This is a genomic window from Streptomyces sp. NPDC060049 (genome assembly GCF_042736715.1).
Classification (GTDB): domain Bacteria; phylum Actinomycetota; class Actinomycetes; order Streptomycetales; family Streptomycetaceae; genus Streptomyces.
The window spans coordinates 246,111-272,019 of sequence record NZ_JBHWVV010000011.1; the positions used below are offsets into that span (position 1 = coordinate 246,111).

Sequence of the window (25,909 nt, forward strand, 5' to 3'; positions counted from 1 at the left end):
CGCTAGCCTCAGCCACCACCGACACCGTCTGGGAGGCTCCCGATGAACGCCGATGTTCGACAGGAACCGCGCACCGCCGCACGGGAGTACGACCTCGTGCTCTTCGGCGCGACCGGGTTCGTGGGGGCACTGACCGCCGAGTACCTCGCGGCGCACGCCCCCGCGGGCTGCCGGTGGGCCCTCGCCGGACGCGACCTCGCGAAGCTGGAGCGGCTGCGCGAACGGCTGACCGCCGTCGAGCCGCGCTGCGCGGACCTCCCGCTGCTGCGCGCCGACGCCCAGGACACCGCGGCCACGCGCGAACTGGCCGCCTCCACGCGGGTACTGGCCACGACCGTGGGACCGTACGTCTGGCACGGGGCCGGACTGGTCGCCGCCTGCGCCGAGGCGGGCACCGACTACGTCGACCTCACCGGCGAGCCCGAGTTCGTGGACCGGATGTACGTCGAACACGACGCCCGGGCCCGGGAGACCGGCGCACGCATCGTCCATGCCTGCGGCTTCGACTCGATCCCGGCCGACCTCGGGGCGTACTTCACGGTCGGCCTGCTGCCGGCCGGCGTGCCGCTGCGCGTGGACGGCTTCCTGCGCTCCAACGCCCTCGTCTCGGGCGGCACCCTGACCACCCTGCTCACCGCGATGGGCCGCGGCCCGCAGCACCTGGCCGCCGCCCGCGCGCGCCGGCTGCACGAACCCCGGCTTCCGGGCCGGCGGGTACGGGGTCCCGTGGGCGCGCCGCGCTTCAGCCGGGAGACCGGCGCCTGGGCGCTGCCGCTCCCGACGCTGGACCCCCGGATCGTGGCCCGCTCGGCGGCGGCGTTGGAGCGGTACGGCCCGGACTTCCGCTACCGGCACTACGCCTCCCTACGCCACCTGCCCGTCGCGGTGGGCGCCACGGCGGCGGCCGGCGGGCTGGTCGCGCTGGCGCAGGTCCCGCCGGTGCGCCGCTGGCTCGCCGGCCGCTGGGAGCCGGGCCGGGGCCCGGACGCGGAGCGGCGGGCGCGCAGCTGGTTCACGGTGCGGTTCGTGGGCGAGGGCGGCGGCCGCCGGGTCTTCACCGAGGTGTCGGGCGGCGACCCGGGGTACGGGGAGACCGCGAAGATGCTGGCGGAGTCGGCGCTCTGCCTCGCCTACGACGCCCTGCCCGAGGCCTCCGGGCAGCTCACCACCGCCGTGGCGATGGGCGACGCCCTGCTGGACCGGCTCCGGAAGGCGGGCATCCGCTTCCGGGTGGCGGCCACCGACTGACGGTGGCCCGGACGGTCAGGCGGGCCCTGCGGTGGCTTCGCGCAGGGCCCGCCGGCACAGCGAGTCGGAGTGCCGGGTGGTCTCCGGGAGGCGGAAGCGGGGGCTCAGCGCGAGGGCGTGCGCGCAGGCGTTGTCCAGCGAGACGCGGTGTCCGACGGAGACGTACACGGGCTTGATCCCGTCCTGCGTCCGCAGGGCACGCCCGACCACCTCGCCGTCGGCCGCGCGCAGCGGTGAGGTGTCCCCGCGCCGGGCTCCCGGTTCCTCGTAGGTGAAGGTGAACGGATTCTTCGCGACACCGATGGCGGGCAGCCCGGTGACCACGCCGAGGTGGCAGGCCAGGCCGAAGCGGCGGGGGTGGGCGAGGCCGTAGCCGTCGCAGACGACGAGACCGGGCGTGACGGTCAGCGCGTCCAGCGCGGCGAGGACGGTCGGCAGCTCGCGGAAGGCGAGCAGTCCGGGCACGTAGGGGAAGCTGACGCGGCCGACGGAGGTGGCCTCCTCCACCACGCGCAGGGTGGCCGCGTCGAGCACGACGGCCGCGGCGGCGACGAGGTCGCGCTCGTCGTCGTAAGCGACGTCCACCCCCGCGATCAGCCCTTCGCCGGGCGGGGGGCCGGCCTCGGTCAGTACGACACGGCCGCGCAGTTCGTCTTGTACCGCCGTGGCCTCGGCCTCGTCGGCGGGGGTCTTCGCACTCGTCATAGTGGTGCGAGAGTAGCCTGGCGATCATGTTCGTCATGGAGCTCACCTACACAGCACCCGTCGAAGCCGTCGAAGAGGAGATGGACGCGCACATCGCCTGGCTGGACGGCTACTACGCGGCCGGGATCTTCCTCGCCTCGGGCCGCAAGGTCCCGCGTGACGGCGGCGTCATCCTCGCCGGCGGAATCTCGCGCGCGGAGATCGAGAAGATCGCGACCCAGGACCCCTTCAGCGTGGCGGGCGTCTGCTCCTACCGCATCACCGAGTTCATCGCGACGAAGACGTCGGCGGACCTGGCGACGGTACGGGAGAACCCGGTGGCCTGAGCCGCCCTTCCTGATCTCGCGGGCATGCTTTGGGCCTGTGGAGTGATCGGGAACCGGCCGTACTTCGACCGCTCCGGAGCGTGCCGACCGTCCTGAATTCCCCACACCTCCGTCACTCTGTGCGATCGCACGGTCTGGTTCCGGCCACTCGGTGACACAGCTCACTCCATTTGGCGTGCACGGATTCCCCGAATCCGGCGTCTATCCCGTTGCCGGGCCCCACCCACGGCCCGGCGAAAGATCCGCCGCAAGGGAGCGAGCCTTGATCACTGTCATCGAGCAGGCCGTGCAGGCCCGACTGGTTGCCACCGCGCCGAAGGTCGACACCATCCCGGTCACGTTCTGCTACGACCGGTCGGATCCCTTCGCCGTCCGCATGGCCTTCCCCGCGCCCGCCACCCTGGAGGGCGTCGAGGTCTCGTGGACCTTCGCCCGAGAGCTGCTGGAAGCCGGGCTGGACCGCCCGGCCGGCTGCGGGGACGTGCGCGTGCGCCCGTACGACGCCGACCGGACGACCGTCGAGTTCCACGCTCCCGAGGGCGTCGCCATCGTGCTGATGGTGACCGCCGAACTGCGCCGCTTCCTGGAACGAGCCTCGACCGTCGTGCTGCCCGGCCTGGAGCACCTGTACCTCGACATGGACCAGAGCCTGGCCGAGCTGATGCGCGGCTCCTGCTGAGCCGCGTCGCGGGCGCCTCCCCACAATTCGATTGCGGCCGGCCCTGGGCCGCCCGTAGCTTCGTGGACGCCCCACTGCCGTCGAAACGGAGCAGGACATTGCTCGTCTGAGGTCCGAGACACCGATCCCCCGTCATCCGCGTCATCCGCGTCATCACCGCCGCCACCGTCCACACGGTGGCCGCCGACGGTCAGGTCCGCTGTCTCACCACGTTGCACGCACCATTCACGCAACCTGGAGGCCTCCATGGGTCCTGCTCCCTCATTCATCACGTGTTCCGCCCTGTCCTTCGACTGGCCCGACGGAACCCCCGTCTTCGACGGTTTCCACCTGGCAGTCGGCCCCGGCCGGACCGGCCTGATCGGCCTCAACGGCTCCGGGAAATCCACCCTGCTGAAGTTGATCGCCGGTGAACTGACCCCTTCCAGTGGCCAGTTGACCGTCGCAGGCACGATCGGGCACCTCCCGCAGTCGGTCACCTTCGACACCGCCCTGCGCGTGGACGAGGCTCTCGGCGTCCACGCCGCCCGGGCCGCTCTGCTCGCCATCGAGGCGGGCGAGGCCACCGGGGCGAACTTCGCGGCCGTCGGCGACGACTGGGACGTGGAGGAACGGGCGCTGGCCACGCTCGACCAACTCGGCCTGGGCCGGATCGGCCTGGACCGCACCGTCGGCGAACTGTCCGGCGGAGAATGCGTACTGCTGCGCCTGGCCTCCCTGCTGCTGGCCCGACCGGACGTCCTGCTGCTGGACGAGCCGACCAACAACCTCGACCTGCGGGCCCGCCAACGGCTCTACGCGGCCGTCGAGTCCTGGGCCGGGGTGATGGTCCTGGTCAGTCACGACCGGGAGCTGCTGGAGCGGGTCGACCAGATCGCCGACCTGCACGACGGTGAAGTGCACTGGTACGGCGGCAACTTCACCGAGTACGAGGCCCTGCTCGCGGCCGAACAGGAGGCGGCCGAGCGGATGGTCCGGGTCGCACAGGCCGACGTACAGCGCCAGAAGCGGGAACTGGCCGACGCCCAGGTCAAATTGGCCCGGCGCAAGCGGTACGGCCAGAAGATGAACGACACCAAGCGCGAGCCGAAGATCGTCATGGGCGCCCGCAAGCGCGCCGCGCAGGAGTCGGCCGGAAAGCACCGCATCATGCACGCGCAGAGGCTGGCGCAAGCGCGGGAGCGGCTGGACCAGGCGGCCCTGGCGGTACGGGACGACGCCGAGATCCGCATCGAGCTCCCCGCCACCCGGGTGCCGCCCGGCCGCCGCGTGCTCACCCTGAGCGGGCTGCACCTGGCCCACGGAGCCCGCGTTCCGGGCGAATGGGAACTGCGCGGTCCGGAGCGGATCGCCCTGGTGGGCCGCAACGGCTCCGGCAAGACGACGCTGCTGCGGACGATCGCCGGGGAACTGCGCGCGCAGTCCGGCGAATCGGTGACGCACGTGCCGACGCGGTTCCTGCCGCAGCGCCTCGACGTGCTGGACGACGAGCGCTCGGTCGTGGAGAACGTGGCGCGGTCCGCGCCGCACGCCACGGACAACGCGATCCGGGCACGCCTCGCGCACTTCCTCTTCCGGGGCGCGCGGGCCGACCGGGCGGTGGCCACCCTGTCGGGCGGCGAGCGGTTCCGGGCGACGCTCGCGGCCCTGCTGCTGGCGGAGCCGGCTCCGCAGCTGCTCATGCTGGACGAACCGACGAACAACCTGGACCTGGGATCCGTACGCCAGTTGACGGACGCGCTGGACTCGTACGAGGGAGCCCTCGTCGTGGCCAGCCATGACGTGCCGTTCCTGGAGTCGATCGGCGTCACGCGGTGGCTGCTGCTCGACGGCGAACTGCGGCCCACCTCGGCCGAGGAGGTCCGCGCCTCGATGTGAGCGGGGCTACCGCGGCAACGGCAGTACGGCCCAGGACCTGGCCCATGGGGGGCGGGGGTGAGCCCCGTCCCCGTACGCACGCCGCACAGGTCCGGCGGTGCGTGCCGCACGAGCGGGGACCGTACGGCGCCGCGCGCCCCCCGTAGCGCGGTCCGGGCGGTTCCGTTCACCGCCGGCCGGCTTCCCCGGCGCCGGGCAGTCCTCCACGTGCGCCGCGGCCGCGATCGACGGGCCGGACACCGTACGGCCGGACGGTTCGCCCCGGTGGATGTTGCCGGATTCGCAGATGAAGCCACTGCGCCGCCGCGGGCCGCCGGAGCGGCTCCGCTCGTCGGCGCACTGCCGCCGGCGGGGCCGGCGATGTCGTCCACGCCGCCGCGCGGACCCCTGACCGGTCGGTCCGCCGACCGAGCCCCGGCCGGATCCGGGGAGAGGACGCCGTGGGCGCCACGCGTTCGCCGGCGGCCAGGCGGACGGCCGCGCCGGGGGCGACGGACATCGCCCGGGACGAGGCCTTCCGCGGCGAGGCGCCGGACCGTTTCCGTTTCGGACTCCGCATCGGGGGAAGGCGTCCATCGGTGCCACCGGTTCCGCCGCATACACCACCGACGCGATCGACGTCCTCCACGCGCCGATCTCGGCCGTCAAGGCAGGAACGGCCGACCACCTGTCGGCGTGACTTTCTCCCTTCCGGCGCCCGCCAGACCCCCCTTCCATCTGCATAGATAACTGGATGTAACCGGACAGATGCCTGCCTGGGACTTGGCTGGCCTTGATGTCGCCCTTAACCTACGACTCCGTAGGCTACGGAACCGTAGGTAATTCGCTTTGCACTCAGGAGTACCCGTGACGATCACCTCTCCCCACCTCGGCAGCTCGGAGGCGTGGACCGACGCCAAGCTGCTGTTCGCGCTGGAAGAGGTGGTCGAGAAGGAACTCAACCGCCATCTGGCGGTCACCAAGGACTGGATGCCCCACGAGTACGTTCCGTGGAGCGACGGCCGGAACTTCCCCGGCTTCTTCGAGGACGGCGAGGCCTGGGACCCGCAGCAGTCCAAGGTCACCGACATCGGCAAGATCGCGCTCGTCGTGAACTTGCTGACCGAGGACAACCTCCCCAGCTACCACCACGAGATCGCCACGCTTTTCGGCCGCAACGGCGCCTGGGGCACCTGGGTGCACCGCTGGACCGCCGAGGAGGGCCGCCACGGCATCGTGATGCGCGACTACCTGCTGGCCTCGCGCGCCGTCGACCCGGACAAGCTCGAAGCATTCCGGATGCAGCACATGTCGGAGGGGTTCGAGTCCGACAACCGCCACTCGATGCTCCACTCCGTGGCGTACGTGGCCTTCCAGGAACTCGCGACCCGCATCTCGCACCGCAACACCGGCCACCAGTCCGGTGACCCGGTCTGCGACCGCATGCTGGCCCGCATCGCGCAGGACGAGAACCTGCACATGATCTTCTACCGCAACCTGCTGGGCGCGGCCTTCGAGCTCGCCCCGGACCTCACGATGCAGGCCGTGCGGGACGTCGTGGTCGGCTTCCGGATGCCGGGACACGGCATGCCCGGCTTCGAGCGGATGGCCGCACAGATGGCGATCGGCGGGGTCTACAACCTGCGGATCCACCACGACGACGTACTGAGCCCCGTGATCCGCTTCCTGAAGATCATGGACATCGACGGCCTCGGCCCCGACGGCCAGAAGGCCCAGGACGAGCTGGGGCTCTTCATGAACGGCCTGGACTCCGAGGCCCGCAAGTTCGACGAGCGCCTGGCCGCCCGCGCGGCGCGCATCGCGGCCCGCAAGGCCTGAGGCTCCGCCCGCCCGGGCAGCCGACGACGAAAACCCCGGCAGAGCCCGCTCTGCCGGGGTTTCGCGCTGCGACGCGGCCCGAGGCGTGAGGCCCGCCGCCGCGCCGGCGCGAGGTCAGGGACGGCGGGGGCGCAGCGCCTGTCGTTCGGCCTCCGACAGGCCGCCCCAGACGCCGAAGCGCTCGTCGTTGGCCAGGGCGTACTCCAGGCAGGCGGTCCGGCCTTCGCAGGCGCCGCACAGCCGCTTCGCGTCGCGCAGCGAGGATCCGGGCTCCGGGAAGAAGAAGCCCGGGCCCGTCTGGGCACAGAGGGCGAGCTCGTACCAGGCGGAGGCGCCGGTGGCGGTAGCGGCGGCGGTGGTGTTCATCGACATGCCGCAGAGCCTGTCCGCCGCCGATGGACGTCCGATCAACGCCTGATCAACACGCGGACGCGCTATCGGGAGCACGCCTGCCGCGAGGCCCGGCCGGCGGGCGGGTTCCGCGAACCGGGCCGGCGACGGTTCACCCCTGACGGACCCGACACGGTGGACGCTTAGAGTTATCACATGATTGCTCTGAGTGAGATCAAGAGTGTGCGGCGAGTTCTGGCGGGCACATTTCAGTCATGGTCTCGGACATGCTCGAAGGGCTGCGGCGCCTGGTCCGCCCCCGCCGCACCCCCGTCTTCACCGCCGACTTCACCTCCCCCGCCCAGTGGATCGCCGGCCACTCGTGGGCGTATCCCGACGGCGGCCCGGTCAACCCGGGCGACAACAAGCTGGACCACCTCGTCGCCGACCCCGCCTACAGCCGCGGCGGGGTCTTCCGTGCGACGCCGCGCTCCGACGGCTACTGGGACAGCGGGCTCCTCACCACCGAGGGCAGCGACGAGGACTTCAGGGTGCGCACCGGCGACGTGCTGGAGGCGCGGGTGAAACTGCCGGTGCAGCCGGGCGCGTGGCCTGCCATCTGGACCTGGCGCGACGGCGGCCAGGAGATCGACGTCTTCGAGTACCACCCCGACAACCCGGACCTGCTGGAACTCTCCAACCACATCCGGGAGGCACACCGCTACTACCGGGACCCGGCAATCCGGCCCGGAGGGTGGATCGACCTGAAGGTCGACTTCGGGAGGAGTTCGGTCGTCTGGTGGGTCAACGGCGCCCGGGTCTTCAGTGACGGCAGGGGAGTCGGCCGCGGCTGGTCCGCCTACCTCATCGTCAACCTCTCGGTCTCCGCGGGCAGGTACCACCCGTCGCCGGAGCCCGGAGTCACGGAGTTGTCCTACGAGGTCTCGCAGCTGCGGGTGTACCGGACGCGCTGAGCGCAGCTCCGGGGCGGGGACGCGGGCCGGAGGCCTGCCGGCGACCGTCCGCGAGGATCGCGCGGCGGGTCTCGAGAGCCGCCTTCAGCAGGCACTCGTCCAGCGTCGTCTCGCCGTCGGGCGTGGAGGCGTTGGCGGGGATGTGCGTACGCCGCTCGATCACTCCGTCACAGCCGGCAGCGCGGGGCACCGGCGTCTGACCCCCACCAACGCGGACGACCTGCTCTTCGACGACGTCATGGGGGTGGAGAACGCCCAGCGCGATCACGCGGACTTCGTCAACAAGCTCACCCAGCGCGGCGTCGAGGTCGTCGAGCTGCACGACCTGCTCGGCGAGACCATGGCGGTGCCCGGCGCCAGGACCTGGCTCCTCGACCGGAAGATCACCGCGAACGAAGTCGGTCTCGGCCTCCTCGACGACACCAGGTCCTTCCTGGAGACCCTCACCCCGCGCGAGCTGGCCGACTTCCTGATCGGCGGACGGTCCACCGCCGCGACCAACACGCTGTTGCGCAAGGCCGGTGTCGAGGTCATCACCACCGTCGGTGCCGAACTCGGGCGCGGGCGCGGTGGCGGGCACTGCATGACGTGCCCGCTCATCCGCGACGCCGTCTCCTTCTGACTCCCCCGATCGGTACGGCTAGGCCGTCTCTTTCGGATCTTGCCGGGCCGACAAGATCCGAACGAGACGGCCTAGTCGTCGTGCTTGGCACGGCTCGGCTGGACCCGCTTCGGCTCGCCCGGCATCTTCGGGTAGTCAGGGGGGTACGGCATGTCGCCCAGGCCATGATCCTGTTCCTGGCGGTCGGCCAGCTCCAGGGCGGTGTCCAGGGGGAAGGCGTGCTCGTCCATGTCCGCGTGCAGGTCGCCCAGTTCCGCGAAGCGCGCCGGCATCGTCACGATGTCGAAGTCTCGCGGCTCCGCCGAGTCCAGCTCGTCCCAGCGCAGCGGTGCGGAGACCGGGGCGTGCGGGCGGGGCCGGACGGAGTAGGCCGAGGCGATCGTGCGGTCGCGCGCCGTCTGGTTGTAGTCGATGAAGATCCGCTCGCCGCGCTCCTCCTTCCACCATGCGGTGGTGACCTTCCCCGGCATCCGGCGCTCCAGGTCGCGGCCGATCGCGATGGCGCACCGGCGGACCTCCGTGAAGGTCCAGCGGGGCGCGATCGGCACGAAGACGTGCAGGCCGCGTCCGCCCGATGTCTTGGGCCAGCCGCGCAGGCCCAGTTCGTCCAGCAGTGCGCGCAGTTCGTGGGCGACCGCGACCGCGTGGTGGTAGTCGGTGCCCGGCTGCGGGTCCAGGTCGATGCGCAGTTCGTCGGGCCGGTCGGTGTCGTTCCGGCGCACCGGCCAGGGGTGGAAGGTGAGGCAGCCCAGATTGGCGGCCCACAGGACGGCGGCCGGCTCGGTCGGGCAGATCTCGTCGGCGGTGCGGCCGCTCGGGAAGGCGATGTGGGCGGTCGGAATCCAGTCGGGCAGGTTCTTCGGGGCCCGCTTCTGGAAGAAGGACTCGCCCTCCACCCCTTCCGGGAACCGTTCCAGGGTCGTGGGACGGTCGCGCAGGGCGCGGGTGATTCCGTCGGCGACCGCGAGGTAGTAGGCGGCCACGTCCCCCTTGGTGAGGCCGCGCTCGGGGAAGTACACCTTGTCCGGGCTGGACAGCCTGACCGTCCGGCCGCCCGCCTCCAGCTCGATCGCCTTGCCCGCAGCACCCATGTGCGCCACGGTAGGCGGGCCCGGCCGGGCCCGCACACCGAGCGCGTCCGGGCGTACCACCGCAGAATCGGAGACATGGATCTGCCGGTCATGCCACCCGTGAAGCCGATGCTCGCCAAGTCCGTTGCCAAGATCCCACCTGGCATGCAGTACGAGGCCAAGTGGGACGGCTTCCGCGCGATCGTCCACCGCGACGGGGACGAGATCGAGATCGGCAGCCGTACCGGCAAGAGCCTGACCAGGTATTTCCCGGAGCTGGTGACGGCGCTGAAGGCCAATCTGCCGGACCGCTGCGTGGTCGACGGTGAGATCATCCTCATCCATGGCTCGCGGCTGGACTTCGACCGGCTGAGCGAGCGGATCCATCCCGCTGCGTCCCGCGTGAAGATGCTCGCCGAGACGACCCCGGCCGGCTTCGTCGCCTTCGATCTGCTCGCGCTCGGCGACGAGGCACTGCTCGAGCTGCCGCTCGCCGACCGCCGCTCCGCGCTCACCCGCATGCTCTCCACCGCCCGGCCCCCCGTCCATCTCGCGCCCGCCACCACCGACGCCGCGCTCGCGCAGGAGTGGTTCGAGCAGTTCGAGGGCGCCGGGCTCGACGGGGTCGTCGCCAAACCCCTCGATCTCCCCTACCGGCCCGATGCCCGTCTCATGTTCAAGATCAAGCACGAGCGTACGGCCGACGCCGTCATCGCGGGTTTCCGTTTCCACAAGAGCGGTCCGATTGTCGGATCGCTGCTCCTGGGCCTGTACGACGACGCCGGCACCCTCCAGCACGTGGGCGTCTGCGCCGCCTTCCCGATGAAACGCCGCGCCGAGCTGATCGAGGAACTGGAACCCTTGCGGATGCCCGACCCGCAGGGCCACCCGTGGGCGGCCTGGGCGGAGGAGGCCGCCCACGAGACCGCCCGGCTCCCCGGGGCTCAGAGCCGCTGGACCGGGAAGAAGGACCTGTCCTGGGTGCCGCTGCGCCCCGAGTGGGTCTGCGAGGTGGCCTACGACCACATGGAGGGCGACCGCTTCCGGCACACCGCGCAGTTCCGCCGCATGCGGCCCGACCGGGAGCCGCGGAGCTGTACGTACGCCCAGCTGGAGGAGGTCGTCGGCTACGACCTCGCCGAGGTGCTCGGAACCGCCGGACCCGGCGACGCCGTCACCCCGCCGTGAGTTCCTCCCACTGCGCGCGGCTCGGACCCGCGTCGTGCGGGACGTAGTGCGGCCGCTCCGCCAGCCACCGCGCCACCCTGGCCCTGATCGCCGGATCCGCGTAGGCGCGTTCCGGGGGACCGGCCAGGTGGCGGATCCTGGCCCGGGTGCGCATCACCTCGGGGTCCTCCAGCGCGCACTCGAACAGCGCCGCCGCGTCGCGGGCCGCCCCCGAACGCCCCGCCCGGGCCGCGAACCGCTCCCCGACGGCCTCGTCCGCGACGACCTGGAAGTCGAACCACGGCTTGAGCGTGCGGACCGCCCACCCGTGGTACTGGGCGGCGAACCGGGCCGATCCCGGGTCCTGGTGCGCCGTGCGGGCCACTCTGCTCGCGGCCCACAGCGCCAGCGAAGTGCCCTGCCCCAGGGTCGGGTTGGTGTGCGTGACGGCGTCACCGACGGGCACGAGCCCGCGCACGACCGGGCCGCGCCCGTCGACGAGCGAACTCCAGCGGTTGTCCAGGCCCGCCGTGGCCGTTACGTCCGACAGCGGCTCGGCGCCCAGGGCCAGCCAGGCCGCACCGGGCGGGAAGGCCCGCGCGGCGGCCTCGAAGACCGCGGGGTCGCGCAGCGCGGAGCGAGTGGGGTCCTCGGTGTGCACGAACAGCGCCACCGCGAAGACCCGGTTGTCGGCCGGGAAGACCGCGCAGCCGGCGAAGGCTCCGCCGGACACCGCCCAGGGCCGCCGCGGGCCCTCCTCCCGGCCTTCGGGCAGCCGGTACCAGCGGCAGAAGTAGGCGAGGCCGGTGCGGTGGCGTTCCACGACGCCGGGCCGGCAACCGGCGGCCGCCAGCCACCGGTCGGCGCCGCCGCGCCGGCCGCCCGCGTCCACGACGAGGTCCCCCGCGTACGCTCCCACCTCTGTGGTCACACCCGTCACGTGCACCGGCTCGGGGTCCGTCCCTCCCCCGGCCCCGCCGCTTCCGGCCGTGGCCAGTCCGGTCACCGGCTCCCCGTACCGTGCGACCACCCCGGGTTCGGCGCGCAGCGCCGTGGCCAGCGCGCTCTCCAGCACGATCCGCCGCGCCTGGAGCATGACGAGGTCGTCGTCGCCCGGCCGCGCCGGTGGCCGTACGTCGAACCAGTCCAGTTCGTGCCGCTCCCGCGCCCCGAGCCGGAGCATCTCGGCATGGACGTCGGGCAGTTCGTCGCGCAGCAGGTTGCGCGCGGCACCGAGCAGCGCGTGCGGATGGCCGGCCTGCGGAACGGTCGGCCGGCGCCAGCCGAAGAAGTCCCGGTCGAGTGCGGTGCCGGGGGCTCTCGTATCGCGTTCGAAGAGCTCGGCGGTGTGTCCGTGGCGTGCCGCGAGCAGTGCCGTGGCCTGCCCCCCGACGCCCCCGCCGATAATCAGCACATGTGCCATTGCGCCCCCTGAGCGATGAGCCGTACGACGATCAGACCGCCGGGATCCTGCGCGGGCGGAGCCTGACCGAAACCCGCACAGTTGTCCTATGCGAAGGGTCTGGCCCGCCAGGGGCAGTCGTCGCCCACGTCATCCCGCGCCGCGCCGCGAACCCCGGTCGGCCGAGCCCCGTTTGACAAACGGCGCTCGCCAAACGGCAAATGGAGCCGCCGGGCAAGGCGAGGGAGCGCATCCGCGTCCACACCCGCACCACCACCCGCTCCGAAGGACGCCCATGAGTACGCAGCCCCCCGCCCGACCCGAACGCACCGTGCGCGCCACCCCCCGGCCCAACGCGGTCGTCGGCGTCGGCGTGATCGTGGTCGGCTCGGACGGCCGGGTGCTGCTCGGCCAGGCGCACGACGGCCGCTGGGAGCTGCCCGGCGGCAAGGTCGATCCCGGCGAGGGATTCGAGCAGGCCGCCGCCCGCGAGCTGGCCGAGGAGACGGATCTGAGGGCCGACCCCGAGGGGATGCGGATCCTGTCGGCGCAGATCGAGGCGACCTCCGGCATCACCCGCCTGACCGCCTCGGCCGTCACGACCACCGCCGAGGGCACCCCTTCGGTCACCGAACCCGACAAGATCGCCCGATGGGCGTGGTTCGCCCCGACGGAACTCCCGGAGGCCCTCTACCCCCCGTCCGCGGCGGTCCTGCGCGTCTGGCGACCCGAACTCGCGGCGACCCTGCCGCCCGTGCCCTCACACGACTACCCGATCACGCCGGCCTAGCCATGCCGTGTCGTCAACGGCCTAGCCGGCCGCCGCGGCCGTCACCACGGTGATCGCCGCCATCGCCATCTGCATGTCGCGGATCGCGGCGCGGACGCTCTCGGCCGCCCACTGCCCCTCGGCTATCTCCGCCATCCGCGCGGAGATCTCTTTGCGCGGGCGGCCCGGAAAGGCCAGCCCGTGCAATTTGGCCGAATGCACCAGGGCGATGAGGCCCGCCGTGCGCTCGTCCGGCTCGGTGCCCTTGAGGACGACGGACGCGAGTCGCTCGCGCAGCGCGCGCTCGACCGCGCCGTCGGCCTCCGGGAAGCGGCGCACGGGGAAGACCCCGAGTGCCTTGCGCCGTTCCTCCACCACCACACCACGCCCGCTCAGCCGCTCCACCGCGGCGGCGATGGCCCTGGCCTGGTCCTTCGTCAGCCAGTCGGTCACCCGGCGCTTGCTCCGGCCGCGCATCCAGGTCCGCATCAGGGGGATCCTGCCGTCGAGCAGTTCCTCCCCCGTGGGCGAGGAGTCCACCAGCTCCAGGTACTTGCCCGACACCAGGACGCGTTCCGCTACGACCAGTTCGAGCAGGATGGCGCCCGCCACGGCCCAGCCCACCGATTGCCGCTGCTTGACCGCACCGGACTCGTCGTCCAGTGACAGCAGCGTGATCTCCTCCGCCAGCGTGATCGTCATGCCCGGCTCCCCCGTAGATCCTCAGCCTTCACCTGGTCAGACGCCTTCGCCCACCCGGAAGTTCCCCTCGGATTCGTGTTCCGGTCCCTCTTGGCTCGTTCCCGTCGGCCCGCCCCGCCCGCCCCGCCCCCGTCCTCGCGCGCCTACGGCGGCCCCGCCATCGCCCGCGGGGCGAAGTTGCCGTCGCCCAGGTCCTCCGCGAGCAGGCGCTTCGCGATCGCGTCCGCCGCCGCCCGCAGTTCCGCGCTGCGCGGCCGCCCGCGGTCCTTCTCCAACTGGTCTCCGAGCCACTTGGCCCACGCGCCCGAGATGACGGCCGCTTCCCGCTCCCCCGCCGGGGTGTGCGCGTAGAAGCCGTTCTGCCGCGTCAGGTAGCCCTCCTCCACCATCCGTTCGAAGACCGGCAGAAGCACCTCCGGGGGCAGGTGCCGCCGCGCCGCGATGAATCCGAGGCTCGCGTGGCCGACCGTGCGGGTCATCAGGTCCACCTGCATCACCGTCCACGCGCCCGCCATGTCCAGCCGGGTGTCGGAGGCGTCGACGATCCCGCGCGCCGTCCGCGCCCCCATGGTCCGCACCAGCTTGCCGACCGCCAGCTCCAGCAGCTTCGCCGAATCGCCCGAGGCCGTGGCGGGCGAGCCGAAGCCGTCGCCCATGTCCGTGGAACCTGCCCGGGCGCTGTCGCGCAGCTTGACCTGTTTGAGAAACAGCGCGACGACGAAGCCGACCCCCGCCACCGGCACGGTCCACAGGAACACGGTCTGCAGGGCGTCCGCGTACGCGTCGATGACCGGGCCGGCCGCCGCCGGATCGAGCCCGTGCACGCCCTTCGGGCTCTGTGCCTCCGTGGCCAGCCGCAGCGGGTCCTCTCCGGTGGCCCGTGCCGCCTCCTCGACGGCCGCCGCCAGCGCGGGCGTCAGGGTGTTGGCGTAGATCGTGCCGAAGACGGCGGTCCCGAACGCGCTGCCGAGCGTACGGAAGAAGGTGACGCCCGAGGTCGCGGTGCCCAGGTCCGCGTAGTCCACGGTGTTCTGGACGGCGATGGTCAGCACCTGCATGCACAGGCCGATGCCCACGCCGAGGACGAACATGTACAGCGATTCCCGCCAGACGCCGGACCGCGGTCCCATCCGTGACAGCAGGTAGAGCCCCAGGCCCATCACGGCGCTGCCGACGATGGGGAAGATCCGGTACTGGCCGGTCTTGCTCGTCACGCTGCCGCTGAAGACCGACGCGATCAGCAGGCCGATGACCAGCGGCAGCGTCCGTACGCCCGAGACGGTGGCCGAATCCCCGTCCACGTACTGCAGGTACGTCGGCAGGAAGGTCATCGCCCCGAGCATGGCGAACCCGACGACGAAGCTGAGGACGGAGCAGACCGCGAAGACGGGGTTGCGGAACAGCCGCATCGGCAGCATCGGCTGCGCGGCCCGTGTCTCCACCAGGCAGAACAGCGCCAGCGCCACGGCGCCGCCGACGAAGAGCCCGATGATGAGCGCCGAGTCCCAGGCGTACTCGTTACCGCCCAGGCTCGTGGCCAGGATGAGCGCGCTCGCGCCGGCCGCGACGAGCGCGATGCCCAGGTAGTCGATGACCGGTTTGCCGACGGCGCGTACGGAGGGGATCGTCCGCGCGGCGGCCACCACGACCAGGATCGCGATCGGCACGTTGACGTAGAACGCCCAGCGCCAGGTCAGGTGGTCGGTGAACAGTCCGCCGAGCAGCGGTCCGATCACCGTGGCGACGCCGAAGACGGCGCCGATCGCGCCCTGGTACTTGCCGCGTTCGCGCAGCGGGACCACGTCGGCGATGAGCGCCATCGAAGTGACCATCAGTCCGCCGGCGCCGATGCCCTGGAGGCCCCGCCAGACGATGAGCAGGGTCATGTTGCCCGCCAGGCCGCACAGGAACGACCCGGTGATGAAGACGACGGCGGATATCTGGAAGACCCGTTTGCGGCCGAAGAGGTCGCCGAACTTGCCCACGAGCACCGTCGCGACCGTCTCGGTGAGCAGGTAGGACGTCACGACCCACGACATGTGGTCCCCGCCGCCGAGGTCCGCCACGATGGTCGGCAGGGCCGTGCCCACGATCGTCTGGTCCAGGGCCGCGAGCAGCACCCCCAGCATGATCGTGCCGAAGATGACGTTGCGCCTGCGCCGGTCGAGCACGAGGGGCGGTGCCGCTGCGGATACGGCGGGTGCTGCGCCTTCGGCTGTGGTCACACTTCGCACTCTCACAGCGGCCCCGCCCGGCCGCATGCGGCACTAGCCCGTCCGGGTCGGGGCAAGAGCGGCCGCCGGCGGGCGCGAGGGGGCTACCGGCGCAGGTAGCCCAGCCCCGGATGCTCCGCCGCGTACGCGTCCACCAGTCGCCGGGCCACCACGACCGAGTCCACCAGCGGGTGCAGTGCGAAGGCCTTGACCGCGTCGGCCCGCGATCCGCCGGCCGCGGCCGCGAGGACCTCCCGCTCGGCGGCCTTGACCGAGGTCACCAGGCCGACCGCGTGCAGCGGCAGCGGGTCGACGGCGAACGGGTGGGCCCCGTTGGCGTCGACCAGGCACGGCACCTCGATGACCGCCTCCGCGTCCAGCACGGCGAGCGTGCCGCGGTTGCGGACGTTCAGGATCAGGGTGGCGCGCTCGTCCCGGGCGATGGCCCGCATCAGGGCGAGGGCCACCTTCTCGTAGCCGCCCGACTCCAGGTCGCTCTCGTCGCGCCCGCCGACGCCCGCGACCGCGCGGTTCTCGGACATGTACGTGGCCTCGCGCTCGGCCCGCGTCCGGTCCCAGGCGGCCAGCGCCTCCCCGGCGCCCCGCTCGGGCCGCCCTGCCTCGGCGTAGAAGGCGCGCTGCTGGTCGCGCAGGAACGCCCCGCGCGTCTGCTCGGCCTCCTGGTACGCCCGTACGGTGTCACGGTTGAAGTAGTAGTAGTGCAGGTACTCGTTCGGGACCGCGCCGAGCGAGCGCAGCCAGTCCGCGCCGAACAGCCGGCCCTCCTCGAAGGACTCCAGCGCCCCGGTGTCGGCCAGCAGCCGGGGCAGCTCGTCCCGGCCGTCGATCCGCAGGCCGCGCACCCAGCCCAGGTGGTTCAGGCCGACGTAGTCGATCCAGGCCTCCTGCGGCCGCGCTCCGAGCAGCCGGGCGATGCGCCGCCCGAGCCCGACCGGGGAGTCGCAGATCCCGATGACCCGGTCGCCGAGCTCCTCGGCCATGGCCTCGGTGACCACGCCCGCCGGGTTGGTGAAGTTGATGACCCAGGCCCCGGGGGCGATCCGCGCCACCCTGCGCGCGATCTCGCGGGCCACCGGAACGGTCCGCAGCCCGTAGGCGATGCCGCCCGCGCCGACCGTCTCCTGGCCCAGCACGCCCTCGGCGAGGGCGATCCGCTCGTCCGCGGCCCGCCCCTCCAGCCCCCCGACACGAATGGCCGAAAAGACGAAGTCGGCGCCGCGCAGGGCCTCGTCGAGATCGGTGGTGGCCGTGACGGCCGGGGCGTCCGCGATGCCGTCGGCCTGGTCCGCGAGCACCCGCGCCATGGCGCGCAGCCGGCCGGGGTCCTCGTCGTACAGGGTCACGTGCGACACCCTGCCCTCGGCACGGTCGCCGAGCAGGGCTCCGTAGACGAGCGGTACCCGGAAGCCGCCCCCGCCGAGGATCGTCAGCCGCACGCCCCTACCGCCCTTCGCAATGCCACGTTCCGTGGCACCAGTCTCCCTCGCCGGGCCGGTCCACCGGCTCTCCCCCGCCGGGTCAGTCCACCGGCGACGGCACGGCCCGCAGACGCGGTACCTGGTGCGGCTGCGCGCCCGCGGCGCCCCGGACCGGACCCGTCGGCAGGCCCTGCGGCGCCGAGAGGACCATGGTCATCCGGGTCAGCCCCATCCCGTCGAGCATCCGGCTGGATTCCGCCACCACCCGGCAGCGCACCAGACCCCAGCCCGGATCGGGGTGGCGCACCGTGCGCACGGCCCCGTCCTGCTCGGCCGCCTGCGCCCCGTGCGTGGTCAGCCAGTGCGGTACCCCGTACCGGTAGGCGGCCTCCATGAACGGGTCGCGGGCCACCTCCTGGCGGATGCTGCGCAGGCCCTCGTCCTCCGGTGTCGCGGCCAGCGCGGTCGCGAACCGGGCCAGCAGCGGTACGCACCAGGCCGGTTCGTGGTCCTCCAGCACGGCCGCGGCGTCCGGGTGGAACAGCACGAAGCGCAGGAAGTTGTCGTCCGGCAGGGCGGTCGGGTGCGGGCGGACCGACTGGAAGAGCCGGTCGAACGCCGAGTTGGTCAGGGCCACGTCCCAGCGGTGGTCCACGAGGAAACTCGGGTAGGGCACGGCCTCCATGAGCGCCGCGTAGTCGCACAGGTAGTCGCGCTGTGCCGGATCGTCGGGCAGCCGGGTCTCCTCGGCCGCCCGCCAGGTCGGCGGCGGGTCGCGGTCGACCATGACCCGGAAGAGCCAGAAGCACTGGCGCTCGCTCATCTCCAGGGCCTCGGCCAGGGCGAGCAGCTTGCGGTCGGTCCACTCCTTGACCAGGCCGCGCTCCCAGTTCCCGTACGCACGCACGCTGATGCGCAGGCGTGCGGCCAAGTCCTCCTGGCTCAGCCCCAGTTCCTCCCGGCGCTGGCGCAAAATCTCCTTGCGTCGCTCCGACCGCACGGCGCCGCGTGCGGACTCCTCGCCCGCGAGGCGCTCCCCACCGATGTGGGCGAGGCCGTCGGACGGGCCCACCGCTGCGAGATGTGGCACCGAGAGCTCCCCCTCTTTTTTTACGGTCTGGATCTTCGTTTCCGTGTGGCGATCCTGCTACCGACTTCATTCGAGTGTCAACTATTGTGGCAATTCCAGCCTCTTGACAGCTCATTCCCGCCACAGCTGTGGCAAGTTCTAGCCCTACAGACACAGACCGGATAGATTCCAGAAGCCGACCACGTGCCCGCCCCCCGAACCCGCGCGATCTAGGAGAACCACTGGTGACAGACGGCTTCCCGGCTCCCGTCGCGGTGGCCAACGCGCACCTGGCAGCCACCGTCACGCGCGTCGCCGAACTCGCGGGCAAGATGGGCCGCGACCTGAACCAGGTCTTCGACCTGCGCCGCCTCTCCGAGGCCTCCGGGGTTCCCGCCGACGTGGTGCGGACCCTGCTGGACGGACGGCCTGCAGGTGAACCCGACCTCCAGACCCGGTTCTTGCAGCGGCTCGACCTCCTGCGGCGCACGCGCGTCAAGCCCAATGGCCGCCGCTACACGCAGCAGGAGATCGCGGACGGTGCAGCGATGTCCCGTCAGCAGGCCGGCGCGCTGATCAACGGCGACCGCAGGCCCACGATGGAGCACTGCGACGCGATCCAGCGCTTCTTCGGAGTGCACGCCGGCTTCCTCACCGCGCACGACTCGGACGCCCTCACGGACGCCCTCCAGCGGACCGAGCAGCAGCTGCTCCAGGACTTCGCGGGCCGCGCGCGGGAAACCGTACCGGCCCAGGCCGCTTCGACCGGCGATCCGCTGGCAAGACTCCTGCAGAACCACGGCGTACGCGGCATCGCCTGGCGAGCCGCCCAACTGCCCAGCGACAAGCACCGGGACAAGGTGACCGAATGGCTGGACATGCTTCTCGAGAGCGTCAAACCGAACGAATCCTGACCCAGTCGAAATTCTGGGTCTGATCCTTGAGTCCTGATCCGGATCCGCGCCGACGGGGAGAACGGTGAGCATAGGCAGAGAGCAGCGGCGGTTGTGCGGGGAACTGGTGGCCGGCATCACGCTGACCGCGCCCGTGGAGCCCGTAGACCTCTACGCCGCCCTCTGCGAGGGCATGAGCAAGCACCGCGGCCGCCGGGTGGAGTTCCGGATGGCCTCGTTCCCGCCGGGGACGGCCAGCGGCCTGTGGCTCGACATGGCGGACCGCGATCTGGTGGTCATCGAGGAACGCACCGCACCCGACCATCAGCTGGTGATCCTCGGTCACGAGCTGTGGCACATGAAGGCCGGCCACTGCAGCCACCACGTCGACGGCGCCGCCGTCGCCGCCCGGCTGCTGTCGGACGAGGCCGACATCGGCGAGACCGTCCGGCGCGTCGCCGCGCGCACGCGCGCCGACGTCCAGGAGGAGACCGAAGCGGAGACGTTCGGTTTACTGCTGGGCAGCAGGTGCCGCACCTGGCTCGCCGGTTCGGCGAGCCACCGGGCACCGGCACAGCGTGATCAGTTGGCCGGCCGCATCGAGGCCGCGCTCGGATACCGGGGGCACAGGAACGACCGTTGAGAGGCCAGGACTACTACACACCGGCAGCCGCGATGGCGGTAGCACTCGCCTTCAAGCTGCCGGCGCTCAAGAACAACTGGCGTGACCCGCTCCTGCGATCGGTCTGCGCCCTGCTCACCCTGGCCGGAGCGGTCTTCACCTTCGCCGCCCCGCCCACCATCGAGGCGGTCAACCGCTGGACCGGAATCCCCAACTTCTCCGCCCCGCTCGTCTACTGCCTGATCACCGCCTTCAGCGCGGCCTGCCTGGTGCTGATCGTCAACTGGCGCGGCGGGCCGCCCGAGCAGACCCGGCGCGTCTCACGCCGCTGGATCATCGGCTACTCCGTCGTGATCGTGGCGCTGACGCTGCTGTTCGCCCTCGGTGACGCCCCCGTCGAGCGGCTGCGGGACTTCGACACGTACTACGCCAACACCCCCTTCATGCGGGAGCTGATCGCCCTCTACCTGGTGGCCCACAACGTGGCCGCCTTCGTGATGGTCGCGATGTGCTGGCGCTGGTCGCTCCAGGTGCGCGGCTGGCTCCGGACCGGCCTGATGATCATCGTCCTGGGCTACCTCTTCAACCTCAGCTACGACGCCACCAAGATGACCGCCGTCGTCGCCCGCTGGACGGGGCACGACCTGGACTGGCTGAGCACGTCCGTGGCTCCGCCCGTGGCATCGATCGGGGCGAACATCAGCGCGGTCGGCTTCGTGCTCCCGCTGGTGTTCCAGCGCCTCTCGGACAGCTGGCAGAACTGGTCGACCTACCGGCGCCTCGGCACGCTCTGGCACGAGGTGCGCACCTCGGGGCCCGGCGGCGCCCCCTGCGTGCGGATGGCCTGGTGGTCCGCAGCAGAGCTCCGGATGATCCAGCGCGAGTCCGACATCCACGACGGGTTCCTGCACCTCGGCCCGTACTTCGACCAGAGCCACCGGGACGACGCCCTCGCGCGGGCCCTGGCCGCCGGCTCCGACGAGGAGACCGCCCGGGCCGTCGCCGACGCGGCCATGGTCGCGGCGGCCGTACGGGCCCGGTCGGCCGACCCCGAGGGCCGGGTCATCGGGGCCAGCGAGGAAGGGGTCCCGCCGGCCGCCGACGGTCCGCGTGACCTCGTACGCATCTCCCACGCCCTGCGGAACTCGCCGGTCGTGGCCGAATTCCGGCGGCAGGCGTCCCTGTCGGGCGTCTGAGGACCGCCGCCGGGCCGCGCCCGGTCCGCGGGGGCGCGCCCCGTGGGCGGGCTTCGGCCGGAACAGCCCCGGCCGGATCGGTCCCCGCCGGATCAGCCTCCGGCCGCCAGGGACAGCGCCGGGAACAGGTCCTCGAACGGCGCGGCCGAGTCGATCCCCTCCCGGCCGAAGGGCGCGTCGAAGCTCCACACCATGAACAGCAGGAACACGATCAGCGCGCTGAACAGCCCCGCCAGCAGCAGTTCGCGCCCCGACCGCCGGATCTGCAGGGCGAAGATCAGTCCGACCGTCACCAGTCCGCCCACCACCAGCCCCAGCCACACCACGCCCGGCAGGGTCGACGCGTCGCTCTGCGTCCGCTCGTGCCGGGCGTCGTCGGCGGCCGCGATGTGGTCCAGCAGCGGCTGGTAGGCCTGCGCCTGGAGCTCGTTGCCCGGGTTCTGGTGGGTGACGTCCCCGCGCAGCTTGCCGAGCAGCGCGCCGCCCTCGGTGGACGCGGCCTCCCCGGAGACCAGCCGCGGCCAGTCCACGCTGACGGTGTGGGAGACGTACGCGTTCACCTCGCCCCGGATCCGGTCGCGGACGGCGGCCGGGTAGACGTCCGCCCGCTGGGTGACCTCGTACAGCGACTGGGCCTCGCGGCGCACGCTGTCCTCGGCGGCGCCGCGCGCCTCCCAGACGCCCGCGATGGCCAGGCCGAGCACGATCGCGTAGACCACGCCGACCATCATCACCATGTACTCGATGACGTCGGGGGTCTCGCTGGTGTCCTCGTCGACGGCGACCCGGCGGTGCCGGAGCGCGGTGAAGGCGAAGACGAGGGCGCAGACGAGCGCCATGGCGATGGCCAGGACCAGCCATTCGGACACGAGGGTTCTCCGTAGGTTGAGTGAACGGACGATGCGTTCAGCTGCGGCTCTTGGAACGGGGCCGCAGCGCGACGGCCGCGAGCACGGCCGGGGTCGTGACGACGACCATGAGCATCAGGGTGGACATGCCGTCCGGGCCGCGCCTCGCCAGTGCGGAGGAGTGGTACGGGCGCACGTGGAAGCGGCCCGCGGGCCCGGCCACGGCTGCGCCCGGGCTCGGAGCCGGCGCTGCCCCCGGGCTCGGAGCCGGCGCTGCGCCCGGCGCCGCCCGGACCGCCTCGGCCCCCTCCAGCGGATCCCCCGGTGGCTGCGCCACCCCGGCCACCGCCTCCGCCGTCGGCCCCGGCCCGGGCTCCGGCACCGACCCCTGCGGGGTAACGGGGACAGGGACGGGGACCGGGGCCGGGAACGGGCCCCGTCCCGGGTGGCGCACCGTCGGCCGCACCGCGCCGGGCGGGGTCACCCTCGGCGAAGGCCGCGCGGTGGACGGCGACGGCCGCGCGGGCGGCCCCGGCTCCGATCCGGCGGGAACGCACAGGTCGACCCGGGCGCCGCGCCCGTGGCCGTCTCCGGCGACCGCCACGTGACCGTGCAGCGGGCAGAGCGCCGCCACCAGGCCGGCCCCGGCGAAGTACTGCCAAGCGGTCACCGCGCGTTCTCCCGATTCCGCAGCAGGAATGAGCACTACGCTGAAGAAACGATCAAGACGGTGGTTCGATACGCGCCGGACAGGACTTCCGCCCTCGCGTGAGGCCTCCGCCGTCCCGCCCGGGTACGCCGCAGGGGCGCGACCCCGACGGGTCGCGCCCCTGCGTCAGTTCCTCGCCCGGAAGGCTCAGGCGTCCGGGTTTCCGCCGAACCGCTCCCGGTACGACTCCAGGTCCTCTTCGGTGATCTTCGCGAAGAGCACCGGCGGCACGGTGAAGGGGGTCCCCGCCGGCACCGCGTCGAGGGACGCGGCCTGCTCCGGGGTGATCCACGTCGCCGTGTCCTCGGCGAGCGAGAACGCGGAGCGCATGGCGCGCGCCGAGGCCGGGATGAACGGCTCGGAGACCACCGAGTAGAGGTGGATGAGGTTCATCGCGGTGCGCAGGGTGAGCGCCGCGCCCTCGGGGTCGGTCTTGATCTCCAGCCAGGGGGCCTTCTCCTCCAGGTAGGAGTTTCCGGCCGACCACAGGGCGCGCAGCGCGGCGGCCGCCTTGCGGTACTGGAGGGTGTCCATGTGGCCTTCGTACTCGGCCAGCAGCTCGGTGATCTGCGCGCCGAGCTTGGCCTCGGCCTCACCGGCGGCGTTGCCCGCCGGGACGTCGTCGCCGAAGCGCTTGCGCGAGAAGGAGAGCACACGGTTGACGAAGTTGCCGAGGGTGTCGGCGAGGTCCTTGTTCACCGTGGAGGTGAAGTGCTCCCACGTGAAGGAGGAGTCGTCGGACTCGGGCGCGTTGGCGATGAGGAAGTAGCGCCAGTAGTCGGCCGGGAGGATCTCCAGCGCCTGGTCGGTGAAGACGCCGCGCTTCTGCGAGGTGGAGAACTTGCCGCCGTAGTACGTCAGCCAGTTGAAGGCCTTGACGTAGTCGACCATCTTCCACGGCTCGCGCACACCGAGTTCCGTGGCGGGGAACATCACCGTGTGGAACGGGACGTTGTCCTTGGCCATGAACTGGGTGTAGCGCACGTCCTCGGCCTCGTACCACCACGACTTGAAGTCGCGGTGGGCCGGGTCGGCGTCCGCCCACTCCTTGGTCGAGGCGATGTACTCGATCGGGGCGTCGAACCAGACGTAGAACACCTTGCCGTCGGCGGCCAGTTCGGGCCACGTGTCGGCCGGGACCGGGACGCCCCAGTCGAGGTCACGCGTAATCGCGCGGTCGTGCAGGCCTTCGGTCAGCCACTTGCGTGCGATGGAGGAGGCCAGCTGAGGCCACTCCTCCTCGTGCTGCGCGACCCAGGCCTCGACCTCGTGCTGCAGCTTGGACTGCAGGAGGAAGAGGTGCTTGGTCTCGCGGACCTCCAGCTCGGTGGAGCCGGAGATGGCCGAGCGGGGCTCGATCAGGTCCGTGGGGTCCAGGACGCGCGTGCAGTTCTCGCACTGGTCGCCGCGAGCCTTGTCGTAGCCGCAGTGCGGGCAGGTGCCCTCGACGTAGCGGTCCGGCAGGAAGCGGCCGTCGACCGGCGAGTAGACCTGCCGGATCGCGCGCTCCTCGATGAAGCCGTTCTCCTGGAGGCGGCGCGCGAAGTGCTGGGTGATCTCGGCGTTCTGAGCGGAGGAGCTGCGGCCGAAGTAGTCGAAGGACAGCTCGAAGCCGTCGTAGACCGCCTTCTGGGCGTCGTGTGCCTGCGCGCAGAACTCGGAGACCGAGATGCCGGCGGCCTTGGCGGCGAGCTCGGCGGGGGTGCCGTGCTCGTCGGTGGCGCAGATGTAGAGGACGTCGTGGCCGCGCTGGCGGAGGTACCGGGAGTACACATCCGCCGGAAGCATCGACCCGACCATGTTGCCCAGGTGCTTGATCCCGTTGATGTAGGGAAGCGCGCTGGTGATCAGGTGTCGAGCCATCCTCGGATGCTCCATTTCGTATATGCCGGTACGACGTGACGTGCGGTTCATCGTATCGAACCGCCGAAACGCCACGCCCCGCATTTCTTCGGGGTGGACGGGAGTGCGCGTAACGCAAAAGCGAGGGCTGTGACCTCTCCGTCACGGCCCTCGCGCTGCGGCCATGGTACAGCGGGGTGAGGAGGCGCCGGACCGCCGTCCGGGGCGGGCGAGCACCCGGCCGCCCCGGGCGAGCACCGGCCGCTCCGGATGATCGCTGCCCGCTCCGGGCGGCTGCCGGCCGCTTCGGGCGACCCGGCGCCGGCGCTGTTCGTGACCCCCGGTCAGTCCCGGCCGCCCGCGCCGGCATGGTCACGCGCCGTGCGCCCCCGTCGGGCGGGCGGACCGGACGCACAGGAGGGAGGCATATGCGTTTGCGCTGGTTGAGGCCTTGTGTGATCGACATCGATCATCAGTCGATCATCACCGAACGTAATACTCCCAGGTTGCATCTCTACGCCCTCAGAGTGCGCCCGCGCTGATTTCCTTGCCGCGCACACGGGATGGGGTGGAGCGGTGAGCGATGGCAGCGGGCCGGAGGAGTCCGGTGGCGGAGCCGTGGGTCTGCCGAGCCGGCGACGGCGGCCGACCCCCATGAGCCAATGGGATCCGACGGCGCGCCTGTCGTACTGGGCCTTCCACGCCGACCGGCGCCCGGCCTACATGCGGTTCGCGTTCCTTCAACTGGGCACGGACGCGGCCGCCGAGGAAGCGGTGGACGCCGCCTTCGAGTCGATCATGGTCGAGTGGCTGCGGATGCTGCACATGGACCGGCTGGACGCCTACGCCTGGACGGTGCTCAAGCAGCGGATCGTCGACCGGCAGTACCGCCGCACCCCCTGGCCGGAGCCGGTGGACATCAGCGCCTTCGAGGCCGCTCTCCAGCAGGCCCACGCGGACGCCGACCGGTACGAGGTGCTCGCCGACACCATCCGCTTCTACTCCGCCGTCTCCCGGCTCGCCGAACGGCAGCGCGACGCCGTGCTGCTCCGGTACGGGCTCCAGTGCACGCCCGCCGAGGCCGCCGCCATGATGGGCGTGGACGAGGCCACGGTCCGCTCGCAACTCGGGCAGGCGCAGCGGCGGCTCGCCCGGCTGCTCGACACGGCCGCAGAGTCATGAGCCGCGACGCGAGGCGCGACACGAGGCGCGAGGACGGCGGACTCCCGCCTTCCCTGGAGCAGTTCCTGGCCCGGGCGAGCGTGCGCGACCGCTATCCGCACTACGACCTGGGCGCCGCCGAGGCCCGGCTGCTGCGCGGCGGCGCCTTCGCCAGGGCGCCGAAACCGCCCGGCAACCGGCGCGCGGCGCCGGCACCGTGCCGGCGC

25 protein-coding genes are annotated in these 25,909 nt (G+C 72.0%); 14 read left to right on the forward strand and 11 right to left on the reverse strand.

Going from position 1 to position 25,909, the window contains the following annotated elements; genetic code table 11:
* Nucleotides 1-42: 42 nt before the first annotated feature.
* Nucleotides 43-1,248 carry a saccharopine dehydrogenase family protein gene (locus tag ACFWBY_RS22425; RefSeq protein WP_385342798.1) on the forward strand — a complete coding sequence of 402 codons (1,206 nt, stop codon included), beginning with the start codon at nt 43-45 and terminating at the stop codon, nt 1,246-1,248.
* A 15-nt stretch (nt 1,249-1,263) separates the two neighbouring features.
* On the opposite strand, the gene ACFWBY_RS22430 is transcribed toward ACFWBY_RS22425, so the two are convergent.
* Nucleotides 1,264-1,953, reverse strand: coding sequence for an endonuclease V (locus ACFWBY_RS22430; protein ID WP_385342796.1), 690 nt, complete (start codon nt 1,951-1,953; stop codon nt 1,264-1,266).
* Nucleotides 1,954-1,979: 26 nt separating this feature from the next.
* Between ACFWBY_RS22430 and ACFWBY_RS22435 the strand changes: the two genes are divergently transcribed.
* From ACFWBY_RS22435 to ACFWBY_RS22450, 4 genes are all read left to right on the forward strand, one after another.
* Nucleotides 1,980-2,279 (forward strand): YciI family protein, encoded by a 300-nt coding sequence (locus ACFWBY_RS22435; protein ID WP_385342795.1) that lies wholly within the window; start codon nt 1,980-1,982, stop codon nt 2,277-2,279.
* Between the two features lie 262 nt (nt 2,280-2,541).
* On the forward strand, nt 2,542-2,958 hold the full coding sequence (locus ACFWBY_RS22440; RefSeq protein WP_385342793.1) for an SsgA family sporulation/cell division regulator: 417 nt from the start codon (nt 2,542-2,544) through the stop codon (nt 2,956-2,958).
* A gap of 246 nt (nt 2,959-3,204) precedes the next feature.
* A complete protein-coding gene (locus ACFWBY_RS22445) occupies nt 3,205-4,836 on the forward strand; it encodes an ABC-F family ATP-binding cassette domain-containing protein (protein WP_385342792.1) in 1,632 nt (543 codons plus the stop codon).
* A gap of 846 nt (nt 4,837-5,682) precedes the next feature.
* Nucleotides 5,683-6,654, forward strand: coding sequence for an acyl-ACP desaturase (locus ACFWBY_RS22450; protein ID WP_385342790.1), 972 nt, complete (start codon nt 5,683-5,685; stop codon nt 6,652-6,654).
* A 114-nt stretch (nt 6,655-6,768) separates the two neighbouring features.
* Here ACFWBY_RS22450 and ACFWBY_RS22455 read toward each other — a convergent pair whose 3' ends face one another.
* Complete coding sequence (locus ACFWBY_RS22455; protein WP_385342788.1) at nt 6,769-7,026, reverse strand: WhiB family transcriptional regulator; 258 nt, start codon at nt 7,024-7,026, stop codon at nt 6,769-6,771.
* A 233-nt stretch (nt 7,027-7,259) separates the two neighbouring features.
* Here ACFWBY_RS22455 and ACFWBY_RS22460 point away from each other — a divergent pair, with 233 nt between their 5' ends.
* Nucleotides 7,260-7,958 carry a beta-glucanase gene (locus ACFWBY_RS22460; RefSeq protein ID WP_385342786.1) on the forward strand — a complete coding sequence of 233 codons (699 nt, stop codon included), beginning with the start codon at nt 7,260-7,262 and terminating at the stop codon, nt 7,956-7,958.
* 142 nt (nt 7,959-8,100) lie between these two features.
* Nucleotides 8,101-8,580: an arginine deiminase family protein gene (locus tag ACFWBY_RS22465; protein ID WP_385342784.1), complete on the forward strand. Its 480-nt coding sequence runs from the start codon at nt 8,101-8,103 to the stop codon at nt 8,578-8,580.
* A gap of 71 nt (nt 8,581-8,651) precedes the next feature.
* Here ACFWBY_RS22465 and ligD read toward each other — a convergent pair whose 3' ends face one another.
* The gene (gene ligD, locus ACFWBY_RS22470; protein ID WP_385342782.1) at nt 8,652-9,671 is read right to left on the reverse strand and encodes a non-homologous end-joining DNA ligase; all 1,020 of its coding nucleotides are present in this window, start codon (nt 9,669-9,671) and stop codon (nt 8,652-8,654) included.
* Nucleotides 9,672-9,746: 75 nt separating this feature from the next.
* Here ligD and ACFWBY_RS22475 point away from each other — a divergent pair, with 75 nt between their 5' ends.
* Nucleotides 9,747-10,838 carry an ATP-dependent DNA ligase gene (locus ACFWBY_RS22475; protein ID WP_385342780.1) on the forward strand — a complete coding sequence of 364 codons (1,092 nt, stop codon included), beginning with the start codon at nt 9,747-9,749 and terminating at the stop codon, nt 10,836-10,838.
* Here the strand turns inward: ACFWBY_RS22475 and ACFWBY_RS22480 are convergent.
* Entirely contained in the window at nt 10,825-12,240 is a 1,416-nt protein-coding gene (locus ACFWBY_RS22480) for an NAD(P)/FAD-dependent oxidoreductase (RefSeq protein WP_385342778.1), read from the reverse strand. The genes ACFWBY_RS22475 and ACFWBY_RS22480 overlap by 14 nt on opposite strands.
* A gap of 274 nt (nt 12,241-12,514) precedes the next feature.
* Between ACFWBY_RS22480 and ACFWBY_RS22485 the strand changes: the two genes are divergently transcribed.
* A complete protein-coding gene (locus tag ACFWBY_RS22485) occupies nt 12,515-13,009 on the forward strand; it encodes an NUDIX hydrolase (protein WP_385342777.1) in 495 nt (164 codons plus the stop codon).
* A 21-nt stretch (nt 13,010-13,030) separates the two neighbouring features.
* Here the strand turns inward: ACFWBY_RS22485 and ACFWBY_RS22490 are convergent, their stop codons facing one another.
* The 4 genes from ACFWBY_RS22490 to ACFWBY_RS22505 all read right to left on the reverse strand — a co-directional run bounded on the left by ACFWBY_RS22490 (nt 13,031) and on the right by ACFWBY_RS22505 (nt 18,432).
* The gene (locus ACFWBY_RS22490; RefSeq protein WP_385342775.1) at nt 13,031-13,690 is read right to left on the reverse strand and encodes a GPP34 family phosphoprotein; all 660 of its coding nucleotides are present in this window, start codon (nt 13,688-13,690) and stop codon (nt 13,031-13,033) included.
* A 143-nt stretch (nt 13,691-13,833) separates the two neighbouring features.
* Nucleotides 13,834-15,915, reverse strand: a complete 2,082-nt coding sequence (locus ACFWBY_RS22495) for an MDR family MFS transporter (RefSeq protein WP_385342774.1) — start codon at nt 15,913-15,915, stop codon at nt 13,834-13,836.
* 92 nt (nt 15,916-16,007) lie between these two features.
* The gene (locus ACFWBY_RS22500; protein ID WP_385342773.1) at nt 16,008-17,360 is read right to left on the reverse strand and encodes a 6-phospho-beta-glucosidase; all 1,353 of its coding nucleotides are present in this window, start codon (nt 17,358-17,360) and stop codon (nt 16,008-16,010) included.
* A gap of 82 nt (nt 17,361-17,442) precedes the next feature.
* Nucleotides 17,443-18,432, reverse strand: coding sequence for a helix-turn-helix domain-containing protein (locus ACFWBY_RS22505; protein ID WP_385342772.1), 990 nt, complete (start codon nt 18,430-18,432; stop codon nt 17,443-17,445).
* Between the two features lie 224 nt (nt 18,433-18,656).
* On the opposite strand from ACFWBY_RS22505, the gene ACFWBY_RS22510 reads away from it, so the two are divergent.
* From ACFWBY_RS22510 to ACFWBY_RS22520, 3 genes are all read left to right on the forward strand, one after another.
* Nucleotides 18,657-19,325: a helix-turn-helix transcriptional regulator gene (locus tag ACFWBY_RS22510; protein WP_214957445.1), complete on the forward strand. Its 669-nt coding sequence runs from the start codon at nt 18,657-18,659 to the stop codon at nt 19,323-19,325.
* A 64-nt stretch (nt 19,326-19,389) separates the two neighbouring features.
* Nucleotides 19,390-19,947 carry a toxin-antitoxin system, toxin component gene (locus ACFWBY_RS22515; protein WP_204357827.1) on the forward strand — a complete coding sequence of 186 codons (558 nt, stop codon included), beginning with the start codon at nt 19,390-19,392 and terminating at the stop codon, nt 19,945-19,947.
* Entirely contained in the window at nt 19,944-21,122 is a 1,179-nt protein-coding gene (locus ACFWBY_RS22520) for an MAB_1171c family putative transporter (RefSeq protein WP_385342770.1), read from the forward strand. The genes ACFWBY_RS22515 and ACFWBY_RS22520 overlap by 4 nt, the downstream gene beginning before the upstream one ends.
* Before the next feature lie 92 nt (nt 21,123-21,214).
* Here ACFWBY_RS22520 and ACFWBY_RS22525 read toward each other — a convergent pair whose 3' ends face one another.
* From ACFWBY_RS22525 to metG, 3 genes are all read right to left on the reverse strand, one after another.
* Nucleotides 21,215-21,991 carry a hypothetical protein gene (locus ACFWBY_RS22525; protein WP_385342768.1) on the reverse strand — a complete coding sequence of 259 codons (777 nt, stop codon included), beginning with the start codon at nt 21,989-21,991 and terminating at the stop codon, nt 21,215-21,217.
* 37 nt (nt 21,992-22,028) lie between these two features.
* Entirely contained in the window at nt 22,029-22,640 is a 612-nt protein-coding gene (locus tag ACFWBY_RS22530; RefSeq protein WP_385342766.1) for a hypothetical protein, read from the reverse strand.
* A gap of 186 nt (nt 22,641-22,826) precedes the next feature.
* On the reverse strand, nt 22,827-24,542 hold the full coding sequence (gene metG / locus ACFWBY_RS22535; RefSeq protein WP_385342764.1) for a methionine--tRNA ligase: 1,716 nt from the start codon (nt 24,540-24,542) through the stop codon (nt 22,827-22,829).
* A gap of 633 nt (nt 24,543-25,175) precedes the next feature.
* On the opposite strand from metG, the gene ACFWBY_RS22540 reads away from it, so the two are divergent.
* Nucleotides 25,176-25,703, forward strand: a complete 528-nt coding sequence (locus ACFWBY_RS22540) for a sigma-70 family RNA polymerase sigma factor (protein WP_385342762.1) — start codon at nt 25,176-25,178, stop codon at nt 25,701-25,703.
* On the forward strand, nt 25,700-25,909 hold a 210-nt coding region (locus ACFWBY_RS22545; protein ID WP_385409688.1), incomplete at its 3' end, for a hypothetical protein. The genes ACFWBY_RS22540 and ACFWBY_RS22545, both read left to right, overlap by 4 nt.